This is a genomic window from Nodosilinea sp. FACHB-141, assembly GCF_014696135.1.
Classification (GTDB): Bacteria; Cyanobacteriota; Cyanobacteriia; order Phormidesmidales; family Phormidesmidaceae; genus Nodosilinea.
The window spans coordinates 19433-42003 of the sequence record NZ_JACJPP010000007.1; the positions used below are offsets into that span (position 1 = coordinate 19433).

A 22571-nucleotide genomic window follows, 5' to 3' on the forward strand; every position below is an offset into this window, starting at 1 on the left:
TTTAGTTAGTAACAAACTAAAACTCGCTTCAAAACAATCCTTCTAGAGGTGGTCATTCTTGACCTTAACCTATCCTAACTGCCGGTCAGGCAACGGATTGTGAAAAGCAACTGTAATTTAGCGAGATTGCCCATTCTGTTGATTCTTTGTCCATTCTTGAGGTGTTTAACTCAGTTAAGCAGCTTGTTCCAGCCACGGCAGCCCTTAAGCTTGTCTGGCAAACCCAATGAAAAAGACTTAACGGAGAGTGGCCAAGATGGTCACTCTTCAGTTTTTTAAAGGGTGTTACTGCGATCGCCCTCCCTCTAAAATACTGACGCATTCAAAAGAACTAAAAAGTGCGGTTCTTTTCCTAAAATTTTCCTGTCTCGCCGTTATCGATGCGTTTATGGGTACAGGTCATCAATCTTTTTGGCTAGCTTTGATCATTGGCAACAGCCGCTGGCATTGGGCTGCCTTTGCAGATGATGGTCACGATTCGGGGGTAGGCGATCGCTGGCTAGGGTCGTGGCACACTGCTCATCTATCAGCAGCCCAGATGGATGAACTTCATCGGAGTCATTTTGCACTCTCGGCCTGGCAGCAGGTAGGAATTGAAACCACCCTTCCTCCCAGCGCAAACGACGGAAGTAGGTGGCTGGGGAAGCATCCCGAAATTTGGCTAGCTTCCGTTGTCGATGCCCCTCTAACCTGGCTGGCAGACTATCCCAACGTTCGCCCGATCAAAACTGAACAGGTACCGCTGAAAAACACCTACGCTACCTTGGGGGTAGATCGCGCCCTAGCGCTAGTGGGGGCTGGGGATGTCTGGGGCTGGCCGGTGCTGGTAATTGACTGCGGCACGGCTTTAACCTTTACTGCTGGAGTCGATCAACGTCTGATCGGGGGCGCAATTTTGCCGGGGTTGCGATCGCAATTTCGCGCCCTCCATACTCATACCGATCGGCTGCCAGCACTAGAGTTTAACCCTGAGATCTGGCCCCAGCGCTGGGCGACCAATACGGCTGAGGCGATCGCCAGCGGCGTTTTGCACACCCAGCTAGCGGGAATTCGCGATTTTATTCAGGCTTGGCAGATTGACTGGCCCCAGGGCGCGATCGTGCTAACGGGGGGAGATAGCGCAGCTGTCTATCACGCCATGCAAAAGCAGACCCCACCCCTAACCCATCAAGTCAGAGTAGACCCAGACCTAGGATTTTGGGGGCTGAGGGTCTGCCGTCAGCAGCTCCAGCATTTGGAGACGCTATAGCCCGCGAATGCGATTGCGGTAAGCATTGGCATCGGTGCCCACACCATTATTGGGATAGGTGCCAGCGCTGTTCATACTTTGTAGGTTGCTTACCCGGTTGCCGGGATTGGGGTGGGAACTCAAAAACTCAGCTGAAGACCCACCCTCTAGCTTCTGCATGAAGGTGATAAAACCCCTAGTGTCATAGCCCGCCCGACCCAGGTTGTTAAACCCACGGCGATCGGCGTCGTACTCAGCCTCGCGGCTGTTGGGCAGCTGTAGGGCAAGCTGTACCCCGATGTTCACTAGGGCATCTTGACGCACCTCTAGGGCACCGGCCACACCACTGGCTAGCGCCTGCTGTCGCATCTGGCCAATGGCGTGGCGTCCAGTGATGTGGCCAATTTCGTGGGCCATTACACCAGCTAGCTCAGCTTCGTTAGCTGCCGCCTTAATTAGTCCAGTTTGAATGTAGACAAAGCCGCCGGCGGTGGCGAAGGCGTTGACGCCGTCGTCGTCTACCACCTGAAATGTGTAGGGTATGTTGGGGCGATCGCTATTTGTCGCCAGGCGTTGACCAATTTCATTTATATAAGCACTAACGCCCGAGTTGCGGTTGTAAACCCGTACCCCAGCCTGGGCCTTGAGTTGGCGGTCAATTTGGCCGCCTAGGTTGACTTCATCCTGGTCAGACAGGTTGCCCAGCTGCACATAGCGAATGCCCTGAAAAATTAGGTCAAAAATGCCGGCCTGGGACGCAGTGGGGGTCGCTAGGCCAATAGTGATCGCCATAACGGCGGCCAGTAAGCCGTACAGCCCGCGGCGCAAAAAAGAATTTTTTGTCAGTTGCGTGAGAGGAGTAAGCATAGGAATGCCCCAAGTACCGCTGAGGTACAGAACTATATCCATCTTGCCCCGCTACGCGTCTGGCGACCACAGCTAGTGGTCAGTAATAAATTTGGCCTCGCTATCCTATGGGCACTAGGTACAGGTGCGATCGCGCAAGGGCAAGCTCACGCCTCAAACGAGCCACCCTGTGGTTCAATGGGATCGACATTCTCCTCTATTAAAACCACTCACCTTTTCCCTCTGCGAGGGCACCCCAGCCATGACCCTACTCGACGCTAAAGGCCGCCTGTTCGGCAAAGTCAGCATTTTAGATGTTGCGGCGGCGCTCATTATATTGATGGTGCTGTTTGGTATTTTTCTATATCCGGGCACCTCAGGGTCAGTGGCGCAGGTCGGGGCAACCACCAAGCCAGTGGAAGTAGACGTCATGGTGCGTGGTCTCTCCTCCTCTGACCCCAAACGGCTATTTGAAGCCATTAAGAATTCTGAAACCACTAACATCATCATTCGCAACCAGCCCTACGGCCAGGTCAAGATTAAAAACGCGGTGCTGCTGCCTCGCAGTACTACTGTGCCCCAACCCGATGGCACGGTTAAAGCCCTGCCCGACCCTCGCCCCGAGCTGAACTACACACTTGACATGCTCATCACCCTCGAAGACGATGCCCAAATTACTGATACTGGGCCAGTGTTTGGCAACAGTAAGGTCAAAGTGGGTACTCCGATTGAGCTGGATGGCGATCTCTACAATTTCAACGCCAGCACCGTAGATGTGCGGGTTTTAGAAAATAGCTAGGCCGGCCGCTGTCTTACATTCTTGATTCCCCCTCAGTTGCTTAAACAAGACCAGTCAAGGGGGCCAAGCGGAGATGCGTCTCTGCCCAGGTCTTACTGAGATTCTGCGCCTCCTGAGTTTGGGGAGAAATGGTCGCCCTTATACCCGGAAAGCTATGGGGATCTAATCTGAGACAATAGAAACCTTATTCTCCCAAACTACTTACCTCACCGCTATGACTGCCACTTCTACTGTGACTTCCCGTGTCAACTGGCAAACTCTGGCAGACCAGGCTTTAGCTGGTGAGGTGCTGAGTCGAGAGCAGGCTGACGCTGTCCTTACTGCCCCTGACACAGAGCTGCTCGATCAACTGGCGGCAGCCTATCGAGTGCGGCGATATTACTGGGGCAACCGGGTAAGGCTGCACTTTTTGCTCAATGCCCAAAGCGGCTTGTGCCCCGAAGACTGTCACTACTGCTCGCAGTCGAAAATCTCTGCTGCCGAAATCGAAAAATATCCCTTTATGGCCCAGGAGAAAATCCTGGCGGCGGCTGAGCGGGCCAATACGCTAAAGGCCGGTACGTTTTGCATGGTGATTTCAGGGCGATCGCCCTCCGATCGCGTCTTTGGTGAAGTGCTCGACGTGGTGCGCCAGGTTAAAGAACGCTACCCCATGAAAATCTGCGCCTGCCTCGGCCTGCTCGACGAAACTCAAACCCAGCAGCTGGCGGCGGCGGGGGTAGATCGGGTAAACCACAATCTCAACACCAGCGAAGCTAACTACGGCGAGATCTGCACCACCCACACCTTTGATGACCGGGTGAATACTATTCAAGCGGTGCAGTCGGCGGGCATGACCACCTGCTCTGGGGGCATCTTTGGCCTGGGCGAATCGAACGACGACATTATCGATATGGCCCTAGCCCTACGGCGACTGGAAGTGACCAGTGTGCCGCTGAATTTTCTGATTCCCATCGAGGGCACACCTTTTGAGGGGCGCCACGAGCTGAACCCGCGTCAGTGTCTGCGGATTTTGTGCCTCTACCGACTGCTGCTGCCCTCCCAAGAAATTCGCATTGCCGGTGGCAGGGAAGTGCAGCTGCGGCAGCTTCAGCCCCTGGGGCTCTATGCCGCCAACTCAATTTTTGTGGGCGATTACTTGACGACCCCTGGGCAAGCCGCTCAGGCTGACTACGCCATGATTCGCGATGCTGGGTTTGTGCTCGAAGGCCCTGACGGCGAGGCCATGGAGCTGCCAGAAGCAGTCTCTGCAGTTCCGTAGAGCGGGCACCGCCCACCAACTCTCGCGTAGACCGATGGCATCCTACTCAACCGAGCACAGGCTGGGGACAGGGCTGTTTCATGTTTGTAGAGAGGAAAACTACGTCACAGCTTCGCCCCCCACCCCCAATTTTAGGAGGAGCTGAGGCCCCCAGAGTTGGAGGCTTGGGGGCCAAAGCTCATATACAGGCAATATTACTTTTCAACAAGGAAACAACCGTGCCTGCTGAGGGTGAGTAGATAGCGCGGCACCCAATCTCGATGGCTTCGGTGGGCGGTGAGTTTAAGAAACCTTAGGCAGCCTGCGATCGCGTCACCAGGTTTACCAAACTATCCACCAAACGCTTGGGCTCCATGGGCATGATGTGCTCGCCGTGCATCACACTCTGGGTCATGATAAAAAACACCGTCGCGCCCAGCACCACCCGCGCTGTCGCCTCTGGGTCGGGCAAATCTAGTTCTGGGCAGCCCTTGAGATAGTCGGTGAGCTGGTCGGCGGCGGGTTTGGTGAGGTATTCCACAAAAGCCTGGGCTAGCTGTGGAAAACGCCCCGACTCACCCGCCACTAGACGCACAAAATTTTGATAGTCGAGGTCGTGGAGCTCGCTCTCAATGGCGTTGGTAATCAAGCGCCGAATCACCACTTCAGGACGGCCCTCTAGGTTGCCGTCGCCCATCACCTGCTCACACCGAGCCTGGGCCACATACTGAATCAGCGCCCGAAACAGCCCCTCTTTGTCTTTGAAATAGTTGTAGACCGTTGGTTTAGAGACTCCAGCGGTGGCGGCTACTTTATCCATGCTGGTGCCAGCGTAGCCATTTTGCAGAAACTCTTGCATTGCTCCCTGCAAAATTTGCACGGCTTTGTCATTTAGCACTGCCGGACTCTGAACCACGCGTTGCCACCTCTCTAACCCAATTGATTCATGTATAGCACCCGATCGACGGGAGACATAGCAACTCAGCCCTGCGATCGCATTGAGCCAAGTCGCTGCTCACCCCAGAGCATCCCCTAGGAACCAAAGCAACAGAGTATCGCTCTATACACTCATTCTAACGAGGCATTGACTAATTTTACCAAACCGTTTAGTTTAGTTTTGTTGCCTCTAATAACTTTGGCGAATCAATCTATGCAGGCGACAGAGCCTAATCAGGACTTGGTGCTTCGTTTCTACAAAGCCTTCGACGATCGCACCATTGATCGTGCCCTAGATTTGCTCGCGCCTAACTTTGTCGCTCACCAAGCAGGAATGCCTGAGCCCCTAGACAAAGAAGGCTTTAACCAGTTTGGTCTGTCGTTTTATACGGCCTTTAGCCAGGGTCACCACAGGTTTGATGAAATTGTTGCGGCGGGCGATCGCGTCGTCACCTGCGGCACGTTTACAGCTACCCATCTTGGCTCCTTTCAAGGTTTACCGCCCACCGGTAAGCAAATCAGCCTAGCGGTTATGCACATTGACCGAGTGGAGAACGGCAAGATTGTTGAACACTGGGGCCATGGCGATGCCCTAGGGCTGATGCAGCAGCTTGGCGTTGTCTTTTTACCTGGGCCCAAGCTGCTTCCCCATCTGCTGCGCAGTGCTGTGACTCGATGGTTTTAGTCGGTGCGCTAGCTCTGGACTAAGTCTGAGAACTATCGCCATCGGGTCAGGATTTTGACCGAGTGAACCTGTAGCTAATTGAGCTTTTCTCTAGGCCTTTCTTTGGCCCTATATCTAGGTATGACCTGTGCAAACTTCCATCTATCGCGATTTTAAGTGGAACCGTATAGCGTTTGCTCTGCTGGCAACGTTGATTATTGCTGACACTGCCCCCCATCCACAGCTGTCACCAGGGCTGCTGCAAACCTTCGCAGTGCAAGTGCAGTCTTCTCTACAAAATGAGCAATAGCCGGTTGGGACGCTTGCCCGATGTAGCTAAGATTCCATAAACTCGTCCCCCGGTGGGGCAGCTGGGTGATTAAGCTAGGGGTTGCCCCCGCTGCGCCCGCCCATGACCTCGTCTTCTAAAACTAAGACTGCTGCCCTCGCCACTAGCTCTAAGATTACGGGCTGGGTGCAGCGACAGATCAAGCGAGATTGGGTAAAAATTTCGCTGGCTGGGCTGTGGCTGAGTTTTGTAGCGGCCCACGTGGCTACCGACTCGGTGCCGGTACAACTGCTCGAACGACGGCTGCAAACGGTCTTTTTTGACATTCGTGGCCCTTTAACGCCCCCTGATGACATTGTCATTTTGGCGATGGATGATGAATCCTTTGGGCAAGCCGAATACTACCGCGCCGACCCTGAGCAGTACAGCTATTTCGCTCCGATTTCGGGCAGTCCATGGCAGCGCACGGCCCATGCGATCGTGATCGAGCGTCTGCTGGAGGCGGGGGCCGAGGCGGTAGCGGTGGATATTTTGATGTTCTCTGACAGCAGCTACGGCCCTGCTGATGACCAGGCCCTGGCTGATGTGCTGGCTCGCTATGGCGATCGCGTGGTACTGGCTACTACCGTGGATGATGCCAACATGAGCGAGGGCGAGTATGTCAATCCGACTCGGCCCCTCACTAAACTGCTCAATACCCCCGTTTATATCGGTAACGTCAACTTTCCCCGCGAGCTCGATGGCCGTATTCACCGCCATGGGCGCGCCTACTTAAATGACCTGATCGCGAGAGAGGCTGATCTCGACCGTGACACGATCGAAAGTGAGGTCGAGAACACCCAGTCATTTGCTGAGGCCACCCTCGATGCTGCTGGGGTTAGTCATCCCCTCTATAAGGGCGACTTTATGGACTTTTATGGGCCTACTCGCAGTTTTACCCACATCCCCTTTTGGCATGTCCTTGACCCTGACCCTTGGGCCAATTACCTCGATAACGGGCGCTATTTTGAAGACAAGATCGTGCTGATTGGCGGCACTGCTAAGTTCCTCCAAGACTTTCACCAAGCCCCTTTTTCAGAAACCTTGCTGCACCCCGAGACCATGGCCGGGGTCGAAATTTTGGCCACCGATATTGCTAACCTGCGCGATGGCCAAGCCCTGCGCGTAGGAATTCCTAACCCCTGGCTGCGGGGGCTGCTGGTGTTGGGTAGCGGGGCCGGGTTTGTGCTGCTGCTGCGGCGGTTTAATCGCCCCATTGCCCGCCTAGGCTGGACGGCGGCCAGCCTAGGCGGCTGGTTTTGGGTGAGCTACGGGGCCTTTGTGGGGGCAGGTTTGTTGCTGCCTACAGGCGCTCCTATCGTGGGATTGATGGTGCTGGGCAGCACCTATATCGTGGCCGATATTGTGACCGAGCAGCTGCGCAAACAGCGCCTGCGTCAAACCCTAGAGCAGTACGTCACTTCCCCAATCGTTCAGGAAATCATCAGTCAGCAAGACGACCTGCAAGACCTGCTCAAGCTGCGGGAGGCGGAGGTGATCGGCCTGCTGCTGGCTAACCGCTACCGCATTGTGCGGCTGCTGGGGTCAGGGGGCTTTGGCGAAACCTACGTGGCTGAAGACACCCAGCGCCCTGGTTCGCCCATTTGCGTCGTGAAGCAGCTGCGGATTATCAGCGATGATCCGAGGGCACACCGCTTGGGCAGGCGCTTTTTTCAGGGTGAAGCCGAAACTTTGGAGAAGCTGGGTCACCATCCGCAAATTCCGCGACTTCTGGCCTATTTTGAGGCACAAAACTCTTTTTACTTAGTTGAAGAAATGATCGAGGGTTGCCTGCTCAAGGATGAGCTAGCTTCTCGCCGACCTATGCCCCAGGCCTACGTGCTGGATTTGCTGCTAGGGCTCTTGCCGGTGGTGGCCTTTGTGCATGACCAAGGGGTGATTCACCGCGACATCAAGCCGTCTAACATCATTCGTCGCGAGGCGGATGGGCAGCTGGTGCTGATCGATTTTGGCGCTGTCAAGCTAATTTCCAACAAGCTGGCGGATACAGGGGTGAATCTCACCTCAACCTCTACTATTGGGGTGGGCACCCAGGGCTATATGCCCAGTGAGCAGTCGGCGGGGTTGCCCAAATTTGGCAGTGACCTCTACGCCTTAGGCATTACTGCTATCGAGGCCCTAACTGGCATTCCAGCCTACGCCCTGCGCCGCGATGTGAATGGGGAACTGCTCTGGCGGCACGAGGCTCCTAACCTCGATCCTAGATTTGGCGACATCGTTACTCGACTGGTGCTTTACGACTTTACCGATCGCTACCAGCGGGCTGAGGAAGTGCTGGCTGACCTCAGCAGTGTCGAAGTGGTCGTGCGATCGCAGCCCCAGCCTGAGGGCTTGCCCGCCTCAGGAGGAGATACCGTTGTCGGTATGCCCCCCTACGGCGTGCGCATCGAGAGCGTGGCTACCGACAACATGGATGACCCCGAGGCTGCTGAGGACGACACCCGCATGCTGCCCGGTGATTGGTTTGCCACCGCTGAAGAAGCTTCCTCCAGCGATACTGACACCGGCACTGCCGAAGCCAACTCCTGAGCTGGTGTCCCTAAGCCTGGGGTTGGGGAATGGTGATATCGATCGGAGTGACCGTAATATTTGGGGCCAAGGCATCGAGACCCGGCTGAATTTCTGCCGGATTGCCAACCACTAAGATCACCAGCTGGTCTGGGTTTAGCCTGGCCTGGGCGGCTGCCTGTACCTGGGCAGCTGTTGCTTCGCGCACCTGGTCTTGAAACTGAAACACAAAGTCTTGGGGGTAGCCATAGTACTCGTAGCGAATCAGCCGAGCTAGGGTTTGGCCAGGGCTTTGGAAGTTAAACACAAAGCTGTTGAGCACGGCATCTTTTGCTTGCGCCAGCTCTACATCGGTAATGGTTGTAGTACGAATGCGGTTGATTTCGGCCAGCGTCGATTGAATAAAAGGTACCGTAGCCTCTGAGCGGGTTTGACCCCCGCCAATAAACAGTCCAGGGTGGTCATAGCGAGGCGCCCAGTAGGCATAGACCGAGTAAGCTAGGCCTTGGCGCGATCGCACCTCGTTAAACAACCTGCCGCTAAAGCCGTTCAGTACCTCGTTCATCACCGCTAGAGCGGCATGGTCAGGGTAGTTAAGCTGCCCACCCAGGTGACCCAGCTCAACATAGCTCTGAGTCAGCTGGGGTTGCGACACCACAAACACGCCAGCCTTCGCCTGCTCCACCGACGGCAACGTATCCTCCAACGCCTCTCCAACACCCTGCCATTCGCCAAAATAATCAGCAATCCACTGCTTCATCTGGGCGCTGTCAAAGTCACCCACAACTCCCAAAATGGTGTGCTCGGGGCGAATAGAAGCCTGATAAAACTGCTCAATATCCTCCTGGCCAATCGCTGCCAGCGTTGCGTACTCAATGGTGCGAGCATAGGGGCTGTCGGCCCCATACACCAGCTTGCGAAACTCGCGGCTAGTAATACCGTCTGGGTCATCGTTGCGGCGGGCAATGCCGCCACCATACTGGCGCTTGAGCAAATCGATCTTGTCGACGGCAAAAGCGGGCCGCTGCACCACATCGGCAAACAGTTCAAATACCGCTGCGGTGTCTTCACTGAGGGCACTAAAGCTGGCGCTGCCTTCACTCAGGTCAATGCCGGTTTCAATCGACGCGGCCCGCTGCTCCAGCTGCTGGTTGAGAGAGTCAGCATCCAAACGAGTAGTGCCCCCCAGTCGCATGGCTTCGCCAGTCAAATTGGCCAGCCCGACTTTGTCCGCAGGCTCGAACCTCGCTCCGGTACGAAAGGTAGCACTGCCGCTCACCAGCGGCAACTCATGGTCTTCAAGCAGATACACCACCAAGCCATTGGGCAACTCGTAGCGCTCGTAGGCCGGAATCTCAATATCCCGCAGGGCCGGAAACTCTAGCTCGTCGTAGTAGCGAGGGGTTTGGGCAATAGCCGAGGGCTGCCAGGTCAGCAGCAGCACCCCCAACAGCCCAGCCAGGGCCAGCAGCGGTATCATGCTCCGCCGTAGGATGCGACGGGTACCCATAAACCAGCTGTTCGCGTTCATCACTGTGCGTCCCAATACCGTAGGTCTTAAATATGAATGTCTTGAAAGCGGCCTAGGGCCACTCATGCGTTCTGGTGGCTGACTCAAATCGATCGGCTCCTAAACTACTCGGCAGACGGAGCCTGCACTAGCTTGCCTACGGTGCGGCTTTCAGGCCGAAATAGAGTCTGCGCGACCCGCTGAATATCGGCCGCCGACACCGCCTCAATGGCTTTGAGGTTATTAAAGATATTGCGCCAATCGCCGGTTTTAGCCTGGTACTCAGCTAGCAGCGAAGCCATACCGCCATTAGAAGCCAAACTTTGCAGCAGACCCGCCCGAGCCTGGGTTTTTACTCGATCTAGCTCTTCAGGGCTAACAGGCTCCTGCTTAATCCGATCAATCTCCTGGGCAAACAGGGTGCCAATCTCCTCGGGGGTGTGGCCGGGAGCCGTGAGGCCATAGATCAAAAAGATATTGTCGTAGCGATCGCCCGGAAATCCATTCAAACTGCCAATATCCAAGGCAATACGAGCCTCGTCTACCACAGTTTTGTAGATTCTAGACGTCCGTCCGCCCATCAGCAGACTCTCGATCATGCCGTAAATCACGTGGTCAGGGTGGCGCAGGCTAGGCCGGTGATACCCCTCTAAATACCAGGGCTCCGAGGGCAGTGCCAGCGAAAATTCCTTGGGCGCAGTCTGGGGCAGTTCATCAATGGCAGGCTCGGGTGGCACCGCCCGAGGGGTATAGCGACTAAAGTAAACCTCAGCTAGGCGCTTTACCTCGGCGGGGTCAACATCGCCTACTACCGCAGCGGTCAGGTTGGCAGGACCATAGTAGGTATCATAAAAGGTTTGCACATCCTCACGGGTGGCCACAAAGAGGTCATCCTGGTAGCCAATCACAGGGCGACGATAGGGGTGGCTGACAAACGCCTCCTCCAAAAACCGCTCAATCATTGTGCCAATTGGGGAGTTATCTACCCGCATGCGGCGCTCTTCAAGAATGACATCCTTCTCTTCGTAAAACTCGCGAAACACCGGGTCAAGAAACCGCTCCGACTCCAGCGACATCCACAGCTCCAGCTTGTTGGCGGGCAGGCTGTAGAAATAACGTGTCTCATCGGCAGACGTAGTAGCGTTGAGGCCGACCCCTCCTGCCTGCTGAATGATTTGGCCGTACTGATTTTGCTCCACAAAGCTGGCCGCTTGCTTCTGCAACGCCGCCAACTCCTCCTGTAGCTCAGCAGCTTTGGCCGTATCACCGGCCGTTTGAGCCGCCAGCAGATCGTTAAATACTGCATCGAGCTGGGTCATTAACTGCTGCTCAGCGGCAAAATCTTTGGTGCCGATACGGCTAGTACCCTTAAATGCCAGGTGCTCTAAATAGTGAGCCACACCGGTTTTGCCGTCGGTTTCATCCACCGCGCCTACGTTGGCGTGAATCATAAATGACACCACCGGAGCCTGGTGCCGCTCTAGCACAATAAACTTCATCCCGTTCTCGAGCGTAAACTCGGTAACGGCATCCGCTACCCGATCCAGGTAGGGTTGAATAGCCTGAGCAGCCTGCAAGGGCTCCCTCGCCGCCGCTGGAGCAATGGGCCACCATAGCCAGAGGCCAACTAGCGCTACCAGACCCACTAAAGCTGGGCGGAGGCGATGTCGTGACCTTGCCCAAAATCCTGGGGCGATCGCCGGTGTTCCATTCATAAGCAGCACTCAAACAGGATGGGCTAGACTCCGTTCTCCAGGATAGTGGAGTCTCCCAGGCAATGACCACACTCGGCCCTCTATCTATAGTTCCTCCAGCTAGACTCTGAGGCAGTTGTCAAAGCCCCAAATCCTGAGTAAAGTTCCCATAGACCTACGGTAGAGTGGGCCTAAAACCACTTAGGGCTTACTTGAACCTTTGTTCCAAACCAGCCCGCTTTTCGATGGGCGCATGCGACCCAAGGCTTTCTAGGCACAGGCTTCCAAGCTCTCGGCGAACTCGACTTTCCAATTACTTACGTTTCAACAAAGGGGTCAGGCCTTGACACAGGTGGCAGATAGCACAAACCTGAAGCTGTGGACCCAACGAGCTCTAGCCGCGACCTTTTTAGCAGGTCAGGTTGTCATTCACTTGATTTCTCGTCCGGTGCATCGGCGCAATACCTTAGATCAAATGGCTGCAGTAGGGCCTGCGTCATTGCTGATTGCTCTCATTACAGCAGCCTTCGTAGGCATGGTGTTTACCATTCAGGTGACGCGAGAATTTTTAAACTTTGGGGCTGGAGCGGCGGTGGGTGGCGTACTGGCCCTCACCCTGGCCCGAGAGCTTGGCCCGGTGCTGACGGCGGTGATTATTGCTGGGCGGGTGGGGTCAGCTTTTGCGGCCGAAATTGGCACCATGCGCGTTACTGAGCAAATCGACGCCCTGCAAATTCTCAAAACTGACCCCATCGACTACCTAGTGATTCCTCGGGTCATTGCCTGCGCCCTGATGCTGCCTCTGCTGAACGTGCTGTCATTCATCACCGGCATGACCGGTGGGCTGTTGATTGCCACCAGTCAGTACGGCATTCCCTCTTCAGTCTTTTTAGATTCCGCCCAAAACTTTCTGTCGATTTGGGATTTGGTGAGCTCGCTAATCAAGGCGTTTTTCTTTGGCATTCTGATTGCCATCATTGGTACTAGTTGGGGCCTAACCACTACCGGTGGCGCTAAAGGCGTTGGGCAATCTACCACCACTGCAGTAGTAACGGCGCTGCTGGCTATTTTCATCAGCAACTTTTTCCTCTCGTGGCTCATGTTCCAAGGCACCGGCAGCGCTGTGATGAATAACTTTTAATGGCGGCTGATTCAGCGATCGCCTCTTCAGCACTAGACGGTAGATTCTCCTATACTTCAGATAGCCCCAACCTTTGTAAACTGTGACGTCTACCCCTACAGCAACCCATACCAACCTACCTCCCAGCTACCGCATCCCACTAACCGTGATCGGCCTCGGAATATTGCTGGCGTTTGGGAAAATCTGGTTAGGAGCATTGGTAGGTATCTTTGGCGTGTTTTTGCTAGTGCAGGCCGTGACGCTTACGTTACGGTTTACCGATAGTGCGCTAGATATTTACCGGCGCGATACGCTGATTCGTCACTTTCCCTATGCGGAGTGGCAGCACTGGGAAATCTTCTGGGGACCAGTGCCTGTGCTGTTCTACTTTCGTGAGATCAACAGCATCCACTTTTTACCGATCATATTTAGCCCCAGCGAATTGCGTACCTGCCTCGAAACCCACTGCGCGGCTGCCAAAGAAGAGTAACGGGCATCCAGGGGCGAACCAAGCCCTCATCTGATAGGCTGACAACAGGGTCTATGGGAACCGTTATGACCGCAGAGGAGCTATCACAATCGAGTCTGGGACCGGATGGTACCAGTAGCTATGGCAGCCCCGAGGCTAGCTCTGCTTTGGGTTCGGATTCAACGGGTCTCAAATCAGACTGGAGCAATCGCATTGACGCTCTACGCCAGCAGGAGACTGACCTCAAGCGCAGCATCGCTGACCTGCAAGCAACCTACAACCGCTTGACCCAAGACCAGTTTCAAAAAATTCAGGCTGACATTGGTCGGATGGTGCAGCAGGGCACGGCAGACCTAGAGCAGCGCAAGCGCAATCTGCAAAAAGAAATTGAAACGCTAGAGCGTCGCCAGGAGCGCATTCAGGCTGAAATGCGCACTACCTTTGCTGGTGCATCTCAAGATTTAGCGGTGCGGGTGCAGGGCTTTAAAGACTATCTGGTAGGTAGCCTGCAAGATCTGGCGGTGGCGGCAGAACAGCTCGATATCACTCCAGCAGCTCGCTCTACCCCGGCGTCCAGGATAGACGCTAGGGATGGCTCTGCAACAGATGCTCGTTTCGAGTCGAGTGCCGAACGCTCCGCCCCTCGCCCGTCTCCCCGCCGAGCTGCTGCCGAGCCAGCTTCAGCTCAGCCAGCCTTTGCCTCTAATGCCTTTCAAGACCAAACGGAGCGGATTCGCAGCCTGCTTGACCAGTACCGTATGCGTCCCGATTACTATGGCCCTCTTTGGCAGCTGCGCCGCACCTTTGAACCCATCCACGCCGAGCGGGTTTCTAACTGGTTCTTTGCCCAAGGCGGACGGGGAGCGGTTAAGAGCATGGGCAGCCGTCTGCAAAACGTGCTGGTGGCTTCGTCGGCGCTGTCGATTTTGCATGCCCTCTACGGCAATCGCCTGCGCACCTTGGTGCTCTCTAACAGCCCCGAGCGTTTGGGAGAATGGCGGCGGGGGCTGCAAGACTGTCTAGGTATTTCCCGCGCCGATTTTGGGACGGGTCAGGGGGTCATGCTGTTTGATGCACCAGAGCCTTTAGCTCAGCGGGCCGATCGCATCTCCGCTGACAACGGTCTACCCTTTATTGTGGTAGACGAAGCTGAGTCAGTGATTAGTTTGGCACTGCTGCAATTTCCGCTGTGGCTGGCCTTTGCTCCCGACCCCATGAACCCAGTAGCTGAGTACGACTACTAGAAGCTCTCCTCACGTTGGAGAAGTGCAGAGCGTAGGGGTTGACTGTTCCAGGCTTAGAAGTTCTATGGTCAGTCGCTGAAGGCCCTCGTTAAGGTTTCGACTACCCGATCGAGGGCCACCGATCGCGAGGCCTTGAGCAAGACGCGATCGCCCGGTTGCATCATCCTTTGCAGATGCTGGGCTAGAGACTGATGATCGGCGAAGCTCATGGTCTTAACGCCCGCTGCCCCCTCCTCCAAAGCCAAGGATTCGTCAGGGTCGGCTAGAGTGAGCAGGGCATCCAATCCCAGATTGCTCACGACCTGCCCGACTTGGCGGTGCAAATCGACCGATCGCTCTCCTAGCTCTTTCATCGTGCCCAGCACGGCAATCCGGCGTTGGCCAGGGGTCTCGGCTAGCAAATGAAGGGCCGCCGTCATTGACTCCACCCCCGCGTTGTAGGTTTCATCGAGCAGCACAATGTCGTCTGGCAAAAGAATTTGTCGCGCCCGACCGCTGGGCAACTCTACTGAAATGCCTTGGCTGAGCACCCGCCAGTCGAGGTTGAGAGCCTGCATAACGGCGATCGCCGCTAATAGGTTTAGGGCGTTGTGGCGACCCGGCAGCGGCAGTGGTAAACGTACTCCCTGCACCTCCAAGGTTTCAGGATCAACTAGCTGACCCTGAACGTCGCCGCCCTCTAAGCCAAAGGTGATGGTGCGCCCTGCCCACACGGTGCGGGCCGTGGCTAGCAGCCTGGCGTTGTCATGGTTGAGTACGGCAATGCTTTGGGGCGACTCGGCTAGCAGCTCGCACTTGGCGTCAGCAATGGCCTGCTCTGATCCCAAACGGCCAATGTGGGCTGTACCCACGTTGGTAATGACCGCCACATCGGGTACAGCGATGCGGGCTAACCGGGCAATCTCCCCCGGCCCCCGCATGCCCATTTCGATCACTCCAAAAGCGTGGTCGGGTCGAAGTTGAAGCAGCGTTTTAGCAACCCCAATGTCGTTGTTGTAGTTGGCCTGGGTTTTGTGTACTAGTCCCTGGGTGCCCAAGGCCGCCGCCAGCAGTTCCTTGGTAGTGGTTTTGCCCACCGACCCAGTAATTGCTACGATACTAGCTTGCTGTTGGGTACGCCACCAGTGCCCCAGAGCCTGGTATGCCACCAGGGTATCGGCCACTGGCAAGCAAGGCAGATGGGGTATGAGCTTACCCTGCTCAACCACTGCGGCTATGGCACCCTGGGCGATCGCCGCTTCAACAAAGCTATGCCCATCAAAACGATCGCCCGTCAGAGCGACAAAGAGAGCATTTTCGCGGATGTCGCGGCTATCAGTAGTAATATTTGCTACACAATCTTCTCGGTGAGCAGGTGGCACATAATCTAGAGGTGCCTGTATAGCTGCGGCCAGAGTAGCTAGTGATGAAAAGCCCATAGAGTCAACGGTGGTAATCTGTAGCAACGTCTACGGTACGCCAGGTTTTTGCCCGATCTCGTCGTAAAGTGCTCTGATTGTAAAGGAATTTGGCCCCTAGCTGTCAGGCATCTCTTCCAGTGTAGAAAGCTGACCTTGCCTGTCGCTCAGTAAGTTGTCAGGAGTTCAGGGCTAGTCTACAAACAGGGCTTGAGCTGATGTTTTGCGGTGAATAGCTTTGGGGTATGGGTATCCTAACCCTAACAGGGTTTACTACTACCTCATGGTTAGGTAAAGAACTTTACCAGAGCTTCGTTAACGCTCCCGACATAATCGCGGAAACTAGAAAATTCACGCAGTAATCTTGAGATACGCAAACGATAGCCTAGTGTAAAAACTGACGCGAACAGGGTTGTCTATCGTCTTTAATGAGCCTAAGGACTGTTGCTACCATCAAAACCGTGCATCTTTAGAGTTCGTACTTTAGCCAGTGAGCTTAGCATCAAAATTCTTCTCATCGCAGTCCGTATGGGCTTAGTTTACTAAGCCCATCTGTTGGTGGGGCAAGGGCGGTAAAGCCGTGAAGACAAAAGCGACTTATAACAATCGAATTACTACCGCTGATGAGCAGTGTCTCTACAGTCATCTGTTGACCTGCGTTAGCGTTGAGTCTCCTGACGCCATGCTCGACCGGTTTCAGGCGCTCTTCCTTGACGGGTTTGGCTACCCCGATCGCGATGTCGTAGCTGCCCTCGATCGCCTGCTGGCCTGCCAAGAGATCGAAGAGTATTTTCGGTTCATTCTCAACCGTTGCTGCCATATTCTTATCAACCGCTGGCAAACCAATCCTCAGCTGCAGCCGGCTATTCCAGTCTTGATTAAGCTGCTAGAGTCTGTGCCCGCTGATCGGGTGTCAGAGCTGTCGCGATCGCGGCCCATTCGACGCCTGCGCCAGGTTACCCAAGACTTTAGAGACACGGAGCAGTATCTCGCCCTCAAGCGACTGGCGTGTGTCATTGAGGCTCGCCACTCTGCCCTACCCCGCAATCGGCAGGCCGAGGCCGTGCCCCTGGGCTCGCTGATCAACCGCTACCCCTATCTTTATGAGCACTGTCTGGTGACTGAAGATAGCGACCTTCAGCATCAGCAGTACGTGCGTCACATGCAGGTTGAGGCTCAGCATAAATTTGAGGTTGACCTCAGCCACTACGTCACTTACCGAGTTCGTCGGGGACGACTGCATCGCCAGGGACAGACAGACTTTGCCGAGCGGTTGCGGATGGTGCCCAATCCCACGTTATTAAATGATAAAGAGCTAGTCTCGTCGCTCAAGCACTTCGCCCGTCGCCGCGATCATGGCCAAAGCTATCGCGACGGAGCTCAGCGTTTTCTGCTTAATCACGATCATGGCATGTCGTTTCGGCAGTTTAAAGAAGACCTGTTTGACTACATCATTGCCGATGTCGATGCCGATTATGGTCAGCGACAGTTCAAAGCCATGCTGCAAGACCACCTACTGTCTTCCTTTACCGACAGCGATAGCAATCCAATGGATGACTTTCTCAAGGTGCGTACTTGTAGCAACCTATTCAATTTTTTGGTGGTTGACCCCAGCGCTGGTCGGCAACACTACGTATTCCTCGATTTAATCAACAACCTGGGGCCAGTGCACACCACAGGACTGCTGCTCAGAATTTTGCTGATTTGCCAGAAGGTCAGGCCTTTCTTAGATCGACGGTTTTCGCTGTTGTTTAACCACTACGAAACTGCCTCCAGCGAAACGGTGGCTTGGTTGATCAATATGTTTGAAAACATCAACATTGCCCTTAGCCTTAACTTCGGCAGCGTCGATCTGTCCCATGCTGGAGCTCGATAGAGGGCTGCTATGACCTAGATGAGCAGCTGCGGACGCCGTTTAGCCTGCAGCAAACCCGAGTCTAGCCCGAGCGCAAATGCTAGAGTCGTACCACGTGCAGAATCTCTATTGCCCATTATGTACGACCTTGTTTCTGCCGCCCTTGGGGCCCAGCAGTTAACTCAAGCAGCCCAGCTAATTAAGCAGTGGCAGCAAAAAACGCCCCAAGATCCTTGGCTTAAGCTGGCTATGGGGCAATATTGGGAAGCAAAGACCGAGTTGGAGAAGGCCCAGATTACCTATACCCAGCTGCTGCAAAGCACCGCCAACACTAAGGTGCTGAGCCAAGCGCGGGAAGGCGTACAAAGGGTGCGAGACCGGATGGCCAAGCGTCGAGAGCACGATCTGAGCGCTGCCAAGCAGCAGCCGGGAGCGGCGGCTACGGCTATGCTGGTGCTAGAGCCAGTAACGGGCGATCGCCGAGAACCGGCGGCCCAGGGCCTAGCCCGAGTTATGCAGATTGATGCTTACACTGCTAAAACCCGGCTACCCAGCAAACACTGGCGACTGCTGCGGGTCGGCTCAGCGGGAGAGACTCAATATTTTTGCGAACAGCTTCAGGCCGAGGGCACTCCTGCCCGCTGGGCTACGGTGGATCAGGTCAAGGAGGTGGACACCTTCCGAGTGCAGGCGATTCGCGCAGTGGAGCCAGAATTGATGGTGATTTGCTTGAATAGTGCAGGCCAGCAGGGCACCATTCAACTCACTTGGGGTGACATCACTCAATGGGTAGTGGGGCAACTGCCCATTTATGAATCAGTGGTGGATTTAGATATGCGCGGCAAGCTCAAGCGCAAAGATGCCACCCAAGACTATGGTGAAGTGATTGATTTGCACCTGCACGGGCGCGGCTGCGTGCTGCGCCTGTGCGATCGCACCTACAAGTTCCGTGAGGCAATTCCCCTGCCTCCAGCGGAATCATTTCCGTCACCCTTGATTGCCGCTACTGCCTGGAAAGCTATGAAAAGCTACTTTGCAGCCCGGATTGCTTCAGCCCCGCTCATCGATTTCAATGGCTTTGGGGAAAGCGCCCTAGATTTGATCGAACTGCTGCCGTCCTTTGAGAACCAGGTGGAGATGGGGCGATCGCTGCCTTCGCCTTGGGATGCAGCCTTTCACCTGTACAGCGGCCTACGGTTTGTGGTGAAAAGAGAAGCTAAGGGCTCAAAAAATTAAAGTTCAGGGTTGAGGGCTAGTTGTTTAACCCTCAACCCTGAACTTCTGGATTATCCCTAACGTATATGTAGAGTGGCTAGCTTAGCGGGTCTTGACCTGCTTAGCCATATTCAAAAAAGGAGATAGGCTAGGACCGGGACGGCGACGACGGGGTAGGGACGTACCTACGGTAGTGAGGTAGGTAGAGGCGAAGGCAGTAGGAGCTGGCTCAGCAGGGGCCATTGCTACTGGGGCGGGAGCGGGGGCAGCTTTAGCTGGGGTTTTGGCCGCTGCTTTTGCTAAAGCCTTTGCTGGAGCTTTAGTCGTTGCCTTTTCTGAAACCTTTGCTAGGGCGCTAGTCGCTGCCTTTGCTGGAGCAGCCACAGACTCAGCCTTAGCAGGGGCTGTGAGAGCAGGCGCCGGTTGGGCGCTGCTGTCAGATTCATCGAGTTCCATGAAAAACTCAGACTTTTTGCCTAGACCTACCAGGCCGCCAACGGTTTTGAAGATGCCGCCAAGCAGCCCAAAGATCGCCCCAAAAATAGACTTGATTAAACCCATGGGTATGTCCTTGATTTATCTGCGTTTCTAAATTAATTATCAAGTTCCGTTACGCCCTCTCACAAGGTGGAGCGACAACTAGATAAAAAAGTTAACACTAGCCTCAGAATTCTCTACAGATATAGCTCTGCCTTTAGGATCCTTTAGGTCTGACCCAGGTTAGGGAGAAATCTCGGCTGTGTCAGCTTGATAGACCAACACAAGTCACAAGACCATAACTTGCGCCGAGAGGGACGCAGCCTCAAACAGGTAACCAACCGTGTTTGGCGATACCGGATGTTGCAGTGCCCCACAGATATTAGCCCCTCAAGGTTCGAGGCTAGCGATCGCCTTTGACCAGGCTGCAAGGGTTTGGAGGCTTAAATGGTTGGATTTTGGTGCGATCGCTCCTGGAATGGTTAGTCAACGCGATCGGGTTAGTTTCTGCCGCTGAGCTAGAACTAGATTTTTTAGTGGAAAAAGCAAATTGAGGTAAACGGACCCTTTACTTCTCTTAAAACTTCGTTAGGATAATTAACAACGATATTAAGTTTTCTAAACTCCTATGATTGCTCAGCAACGCCTTCTAGCCTTGGGCGGCCTTGCGCTTCAGCCCAATCAGTCCACCAACACCGCTTTTCAGATTTCTTGGACAATTCTGAGAGTGATTGCCGGTATTGTTATGGTTCATAACGGCCTTGACAAACTAGCTAACATCGAGAGCTTTGCTAACGCCTACGTGGCCTATCTAGGTCTGCCCTTCCCCATCACTCTGAGCTACATGGCGGCCTTCACTGAGCTAATTGGTGCTCCTTTGGTAGCCCTAGGGCTATTTACCCGTCCTGCCGCCATGGGGCTTGTATTCACAATGCTGGTGGCGATGTATCACCACGTCAAGGTAGCGGGTTTCAGTATTCCTTACCTGGAGCTGTCTGCCCTCTACGCCGCCACCTTTCTGTTCTTTGTAATCAATGGTGGCGGTCGATTTTCCCTAGATGCGGTGCTGGCTAATGTGCTCAACAGGCTGCGCACTAACCAAACCGACGGCAAGCGCGCTTCCCTGGAGGATGTGTTTCGACGGTCGGATGAGGTTAAGTCTGGTACCAAGTCGGCTTTGTAACTGCCTTGTTGATTTCCTCAAGCCCCTTGTCAGAATACAAGGGGCTTTGTTTTGGGGGTTGGTATAGGGTTACCCAAACAGCACGAGAGAACAGGTGGCCACATCAATGTCCCCAGCAGCAGCATGAGAGCCACGATGGGGCCATCGGGCAAAAAGTTAGAAACCCTGCTGCGCTATCTCCGGTTGTCAATGCAGCTATGGGTTCTCCTAAAGTGAAAAAGGTTCCTAAAACAGGCTGGCCTCTCCTAAGCAGGTGAGGCCAAAGCGAGGCGCACTAACTGTCGCAAAAAGTCTTAGTTTGTCTGATCCGTCAGCTACAGGCTAGCAATTTGGCTCAGATTCCTAAACGCTGGTAGACCTGATCGAGGTTGCGCAGGTGACGCTCAGGACTAAAGCAGAGGTCAATTTCTGCCTTGGATAGGTGCGCTGTCACCCGCTCATCGGCCTCGATCAGCCCACGAAAATTGCCGTCGTCGGTGTTCCATGCCTGGTGGGCGCACGACTGCACGATCGCATAGGCCTCTTCCCGCACCAGCCCCTTGTCGACTAAAGCCAGCAGCACTCCCTGACTAAACACGACGCCGCCGTAAACATTCATATTGCGGGCCATATTCTCGGGGTAGACCAGCAGATTCTTGATCAACTCGGTGGTTTCTACCAGCATGAAGTGAGTCAGGATGCAGCTGTCAGGAAAGGCCACCCGCTCCACGGAACTGTGAGAAATATCGCGCTCGTGCCACAGTGCTACGTTTTCTAACGCCGCCATAGCATTGCCCCGCAAGAGCCGCGCCATGCCAGTCAAACGTTCTGAGCGAATCGGGTTGCGCTTGTGGGGCATGGCTGATGAGCCCTTCTGCTTCTTAGAGAAAAATTCCTCTACTTCTAGCACGTCGGTGCGCTGCAGGTTGCGAATTTCTACTGCAAACCGCTCGATGGAGGCTCCCAGCAGAGCCAGAGCGTTCATAAAGTCGGCGTGGATATCGCGGGATATGACCTGGGTGGAGGCAGTGTCGGGGCGCAGGCCCAGGTTTTGGCAGGCCAGCGCCTCAATCTTGGGGTCGATGTTGGCGTAGGTGCCCACTGCACCAGAGATTTTGCCAACGGCGATCGCATCCTGTAGGTGGGTCAGCCGCTCCCGGTGGCGCAGCATCTCGGCCAGCCAGCCAGCCAGCTTAAAACCAAAGGTAATTGGCTCAGCGTGAATGCCGTGGGAGCGACCAATCATCACCGTGTCGCGGTGCTCTTGGGCCCGATAGCGAATCGCCTGAATCAGGCTCTCCACATGAATCATGATCACCTGAAGGCTGTCTACAAGCTGGAGCGACAGCGCCGTATCGAGCATGTCAGAGCTGGTCATGCCCAGGTGAATGTAACGCCCGGCGTCGCCCACATACTCGTTGACGTTGGTGAGAAAGGCGATCACATCGTGACGCACTTCAGCCTCAATTTCAAGAATGCGCTTGGGGTCAAACTTGGCTTTAGCCTTGATTTCCTCGACCGCTTCCCGAGGGATGTAGCCCAGCTCGGCCTGGGCTTCGCACACCGCGATTTCGACCCGCAGCCAGGTCTTAAATTTATAGTCGTCGGTCCAAAGATCGCCCATTTCGGGCAGGGTGTAGCGTTCAATCAAGGCTTTGGTCAGAATACAACCGTCCCATTCTACCCGGCGACCCTAGGCTGTGGAAAATTGAAGCACTATACTTCACGCCTGTGGCATCAGGTAGTGCTTGTTCAGCGTCAAGTAGCGTAAGCGCACAGCGCTGGTTAGCTAGCCGACTGGAATTGCTCCAACAACTGCTGCAAAACGCAATAACCGCTGTGGCGGCTATGCAGGTTG

Annotated in this window: 19 protein-coding genes; 12 read left to right on the forward strand and 7 right to left on the reverse strand. The window is 54.8% G+C overall.

Annotated elements, in window-relative coordinates:
- Nucleotides 1-388 precede the first annotated feature (388 nt).
- The gene (locus H6F59_RS03620) at nucleotides 389-1249 is read left to right on the forward strand and encodes a pantothenate kinase (protein WP_190695248.1); all 861 of its coding nucleotides are present in this window, start codon (nucleotides 389-391) and stop codon (nucleotides 1247-1249) included.
- On the opposite strand, the gene H6F59_RS03625 is transcribed toward H6F59_RS03620, so the two are convergent.
- Nucleotides 1244-2137 carry a M48 family metallopeptidase gene (locus tag H6F59_RS03625; RefSeq protein ID WP_190695250.1) on the reverse strand — a complete coding sequence of 298 codons (894 nt, stop codon included), beginning with the start codon at nucleotides 2135-2137 and terminating at the stop codon, nucleotides 1244-1246. The two genes, H6F59_RS03620 and H6F59_RS03625, sit on opposite strands and share 6 nt — an antisense overlap.
- 199 nt (nucleotides 2138-2336) lie before the next feature.
- Here H6F59_RS03625 and H6F59_RS03630 point away from each other — a divergent pair, with 199 nt between their 5' ends.
- A complete protein-coding gene (locus H6F59_RS03630) occupies nucleotides 2337-2873 on the forward strand; it encodes a DUF4330 domain-containing protein (RefSeq protein WP_190695253.1) in 537 nt (178 codons plus the stop codon).
- A 214-nt stretch (nucleotides 2874-3087) separates the two neighbouring features.
- Entirely contained in the window at nucleotides 3088-4134 is a 1047-nt protein-coding gene (gene bioB / locus H6F59_RS03635; protein WP_190695256.1) for a biotin synthase BioB, read from the forward strand.
- Between the two features lie 292 nt (nucleotides 4135-4426).
- Here the strand turns inward: bioB and H6F59_RS03640 are convergent, their stop codons facing one another.
- A complete protein-coding gene (locus H6F59_RS03640; protein ID WP_313887105.1) occupies nucleotides 4427-5029 on the reverse strand; it encodes a TetR/AcrR family transcriptional regulator in 603 nt (200 codons plus the stop codon).
- A 219-nt stretch (nucleotides 5030-5248) separates the two neighbouring features.
- On the opposite strand from H6F59_RS03640, the gene H6F59_RS03645 reads away from it, so the two are divergent.
- The 3 genes from H6F59_RS03645 to H6F59_RS03655 all read left to right on the forward strand — a co-directional run bounded on the left by H6F59_RS03645 (nucleotide 5249) and on the right by H6F59_RS03655 (nucleotide 8591).
- Nucleotides 5249-5734 (forward strand): ester cyclase, encoded by a 486-nt coding sequence (locus H6F59_RS03645; RefSeq protein ID WP_242021255.1) that lies wholly within the window; start codon nucleotides 5249-5251, stop codon nucleotides 5732-5734.
- A 127-nt stretch (nucleotides 5735-5861) separates the two neighbouring features.
- Complete coding sequence (locus H6F59_RS03650) at nucleotides 5862-6023, forward strand: hypothetical protein (protein WP_190695261.1); 162 nt, start codon at nucleotides 5862-5864, stop codon at nucleotides 6021-6023.
- 102 nt (nucleotides 6024-6125) lie between these two features.
- Nucleotides 6126-8591: a serine/threonine-protein kinase gene (locus tag H6F59_RS03655; RefSeq protein ID WP_190695265.1), complete on the forward strand. Its 2466-nt coding sequence runs from the start codon at nucleotides 6126-6128 to the stop codon at nucleotides 8589-8591.
- Between the two features lie 10 nt (nucleotides 8592-8601).
- Here the strand turns inward: H6F59_RS03655 and H6F59_RS03660 are convergent, their stop codons facing one another.
- Both H6F59_RS03660 and H6F59_RS03665 read right to left on the reverse strand, forming a co-directional pair.
- Nucleotides 8602-10101: a pitrilysin family protein gene (locus H6F59_RS03660; protein ID WP_242021256.1), complete on the reverse strand. Its 1500-nt coding sequence runs from the start codon at nucleotides 10099-10101 to the stop codon at nucleotides 8602-8604.
- Nucleotides 10102-10205: 104 nt separating this feature from the next.
- Nucleotides 10206-11795: a pitrilysin family protein gene (locus H6F59_RS03665; protein ID WP_190695268.1), complete on the reverse strand. Its 1590-nt coding sequence runs from the start codon at nucleotides 11793-11795 to the stop codon at nucleotides 10206-10208.
- 322 nt (nucleotides 11796-12117) lie between these two features.
- Between H6F59_RS03665 and H6F59_RS03670 the strand changes: the two genes are divergently transcribed.
- The 3 genes from H6F59_RS03670 (at nucleotide 12118) to H6F59_RS03680 (ending at nucleotide 14607) form a co-directional block, all read left to right on the forward strand.
- Nucleotides 12118-12915: an MlaE family lipid ABC transporter permease subunit gene (locus H6F59_RS03670; protein ID WP_190521585.1), complete on the forward strand. Its 798-nt coding sequence runs from the start codon at nucleotides 12118-12120 to the stop codon at nucleotides 12913-12915.
- Nucleotides 12916-12997: 82 nt separating this feature from the next.
- On the forward strand, nucleotides 12998-13384 hold the full coding sequence (locus H6F59_RS03675; RefSeq protein WP_190695271.1) for a DUF3119 family protein: 387 nt from the start codon (nucleotides 12998-13000) through the stop codon (nucleotides 13382-13384).
- A gap of 53 nt (nucleotides 13385-13437) precedes the next feature.
- Nucleotides 13438-14607, forward strand: a complete 1170-nt coding sequence (locus tag H6F59_RS03680) for a DUF3086 domain-containing protein (protein ID WP_242021257.1) — start codon at nucleotides 13438-13440, stop codon at nucleotides 14605-14607.
- Between the two features lie 68 nt (nucleotides 14608-14675).
- Here the strand turns inward: H6F59_RS03680 and murF are convergent, their stop codons facing one another.
- The gene (gene murF / locus H6F59_RS03685) at nucleotides 14676-16025 is read right to left on the reverse strand and encodes a UDP-N-acetylmuramoyl-tripeptide--D-alanyl-D-alanine ligase (RefSeq protein ID WP_190695274.1); all 1350 of its coding nucleotides are present in this window, start codon (nucleotides 16023-16025) and stop codon (nucleotides 14676-14678) included.
- 559 nt (nucleotides 16026-16584) lie between these two features.
- Here murF and H6F59_RS03690 point away from each other — a divergent pair.
- Nucleotides 16585-17880, forward strand: coding sequence for a hypothetical protein (locus H6F59_RS03690; RefSeq protein ID WP_190695277.1), 1296 nt, complete (start codon nucleotides 16585-16587; stop codon nucleotides 17878-17880).
- 117 nt (nucleotides 17881-17997) lie between these two features.
- Complete coding sequence (locus H6F59_RS03695) at nucleotides 17998-19095, forward strand: hypothetical protein (protein WP_190695280.1); 1098 nt, start codon at nucleotides 17998-18000, stop codon at nucleotides 19093-19095.
- 81 nt (nucleotides 19096-19176) lie between these two features.
- Here H6F59_RS03695 and H6F59_RS03700 read toward each other — a convergent pair whose 3' ends face one another.
- A complete protein-coding gene (locus H6F59_RS03700) occupies nucleotides 19177-19635 on the reverse strand; it encodes a hypothetical protein (RefSeq protein ID WP_190695284.1) in 459 nt (152 codons plus the stop codon).
- 544 nt (nucleotides 19636-20179) lie between these two features.
- On the opposite strand from H6F59_RS03700, the gene H6F59_RS03705 reads away from it, so the two are divergent.
- Nucleotides 20180-20734: a DoxX family protein gene (locus H6F59_RS03705; protein ID WP_190695288.1), complete on the forward strand. Its 555-nt coding sequence runs from the start codon at nucleotides 20180-20182 to the stop codon at nucleotides 20732-20734.
- Between the two features lie 334 nt (nucleotides 20735-21068).
- Here H6F59_RS03705 and purB read toward each other — a convergent pair whose 3' ends face one another.
- Nucleotides 21069-22364, reverse strand: a complete 1296-nt coding sequence (purB, locus tag H6F59_RS03710; protein ID WP_190521600.1) for an adenylosuccinate lyase — start codon at nucleotides 22362-22364, stop codon at nucleotides 21069-21071.
- Between the last annotated feature and the right edge of the window lie 207 nt (nucleotides 22365-22571).

Excerpts from the sequence above, each read along its gene's own strand:
- H6F59_RS03620 (WP_190695248.1), top strand. The coding sequence starts at position 389 with ATGGGTACAGGTCATCAATCTTTTTGGCTAGCTTTGATCATTGGCAAC.
- H6F59_RS03625 (WP_190695250.1), bottom strand. The coding sequence starts at position 2,137 with ATGGATATAGTTCTGTACCTCAGCGGTACTTGGGGCATTCCTATGCTT.
- H6F59_RS03630 (WP_190695253.1), top strand. The coding sequence starts at position 2,337 with ATGACCCTACTCGACGCTAAAGGCCGCCTGTTCGGCAAAGTCAGCATT.
- bioB (WP_190695256.1), top strand. The coding sequence starts at position 3,088 with ATGACTGCCACTTCTACTGTGACTTCCCGTGTCAACTGGCAAACTCTG.
- H6F59_RS03655 (WP_190695265.1), top strand. The coding sequence starts at position 6,126 with ATGACCTCGTCTTCTAAAACTAAGACTGCTGCCCTCGCCACTAGCTCT.
- H6F59_RS03660 (WP_242021256.1), bottom strand. The coding sequence starts at position 10,101 with ATGAACGCGAACAGCTGGTTTATGGGTACCCGTCGCATCCTACGGCGG.
- H6F59_RS03665 (WP_190695268.1), bottom strand. The coding sequence starts at position 11,795 with ATGAATGGAACACCGGCGATCGCCCCAGGATTTTGGGCAAGGTCACGA.
- H6F59_RS03680 (WP_242021257.1), top strand. The coding sequence starts at position 13,438 with ATGGGAACCGTTATGACCGCAGAGGAGCTATCACAATCGAGTCTGGGA.
- murF (WP_190695274.1), bottom strand. The coding sequence starts at position 16,025 with ATGGGCTTTTCATCACTAGCTACTCTGGCCGCAGCTATACAGGCACCT.
- H6F59_RS03695 (WP_190695280.1), top strand. The coding sequence starts at position 17,998 with ATGTACGACCTTGTTTCTGCCGCCCTTGGGGCCCAGCAGTTAACTCAA.
- H6F59_RS03700 (WP_190695284.1), bottom strand. The coding sequence starts at position 19,635 with ATGGGTTTAATCAAGTCTATTTTTGGGGCGATCTTTGGGCTGCTTGGC.
- H6F59_RS03705 (WP_190695288.1), top strand. The coding sequence starts at position 20,180 with ATGATTGCTCAGCAACGCCTTCTAGCCTTGGGCGGCCTTGCGCTTCAG.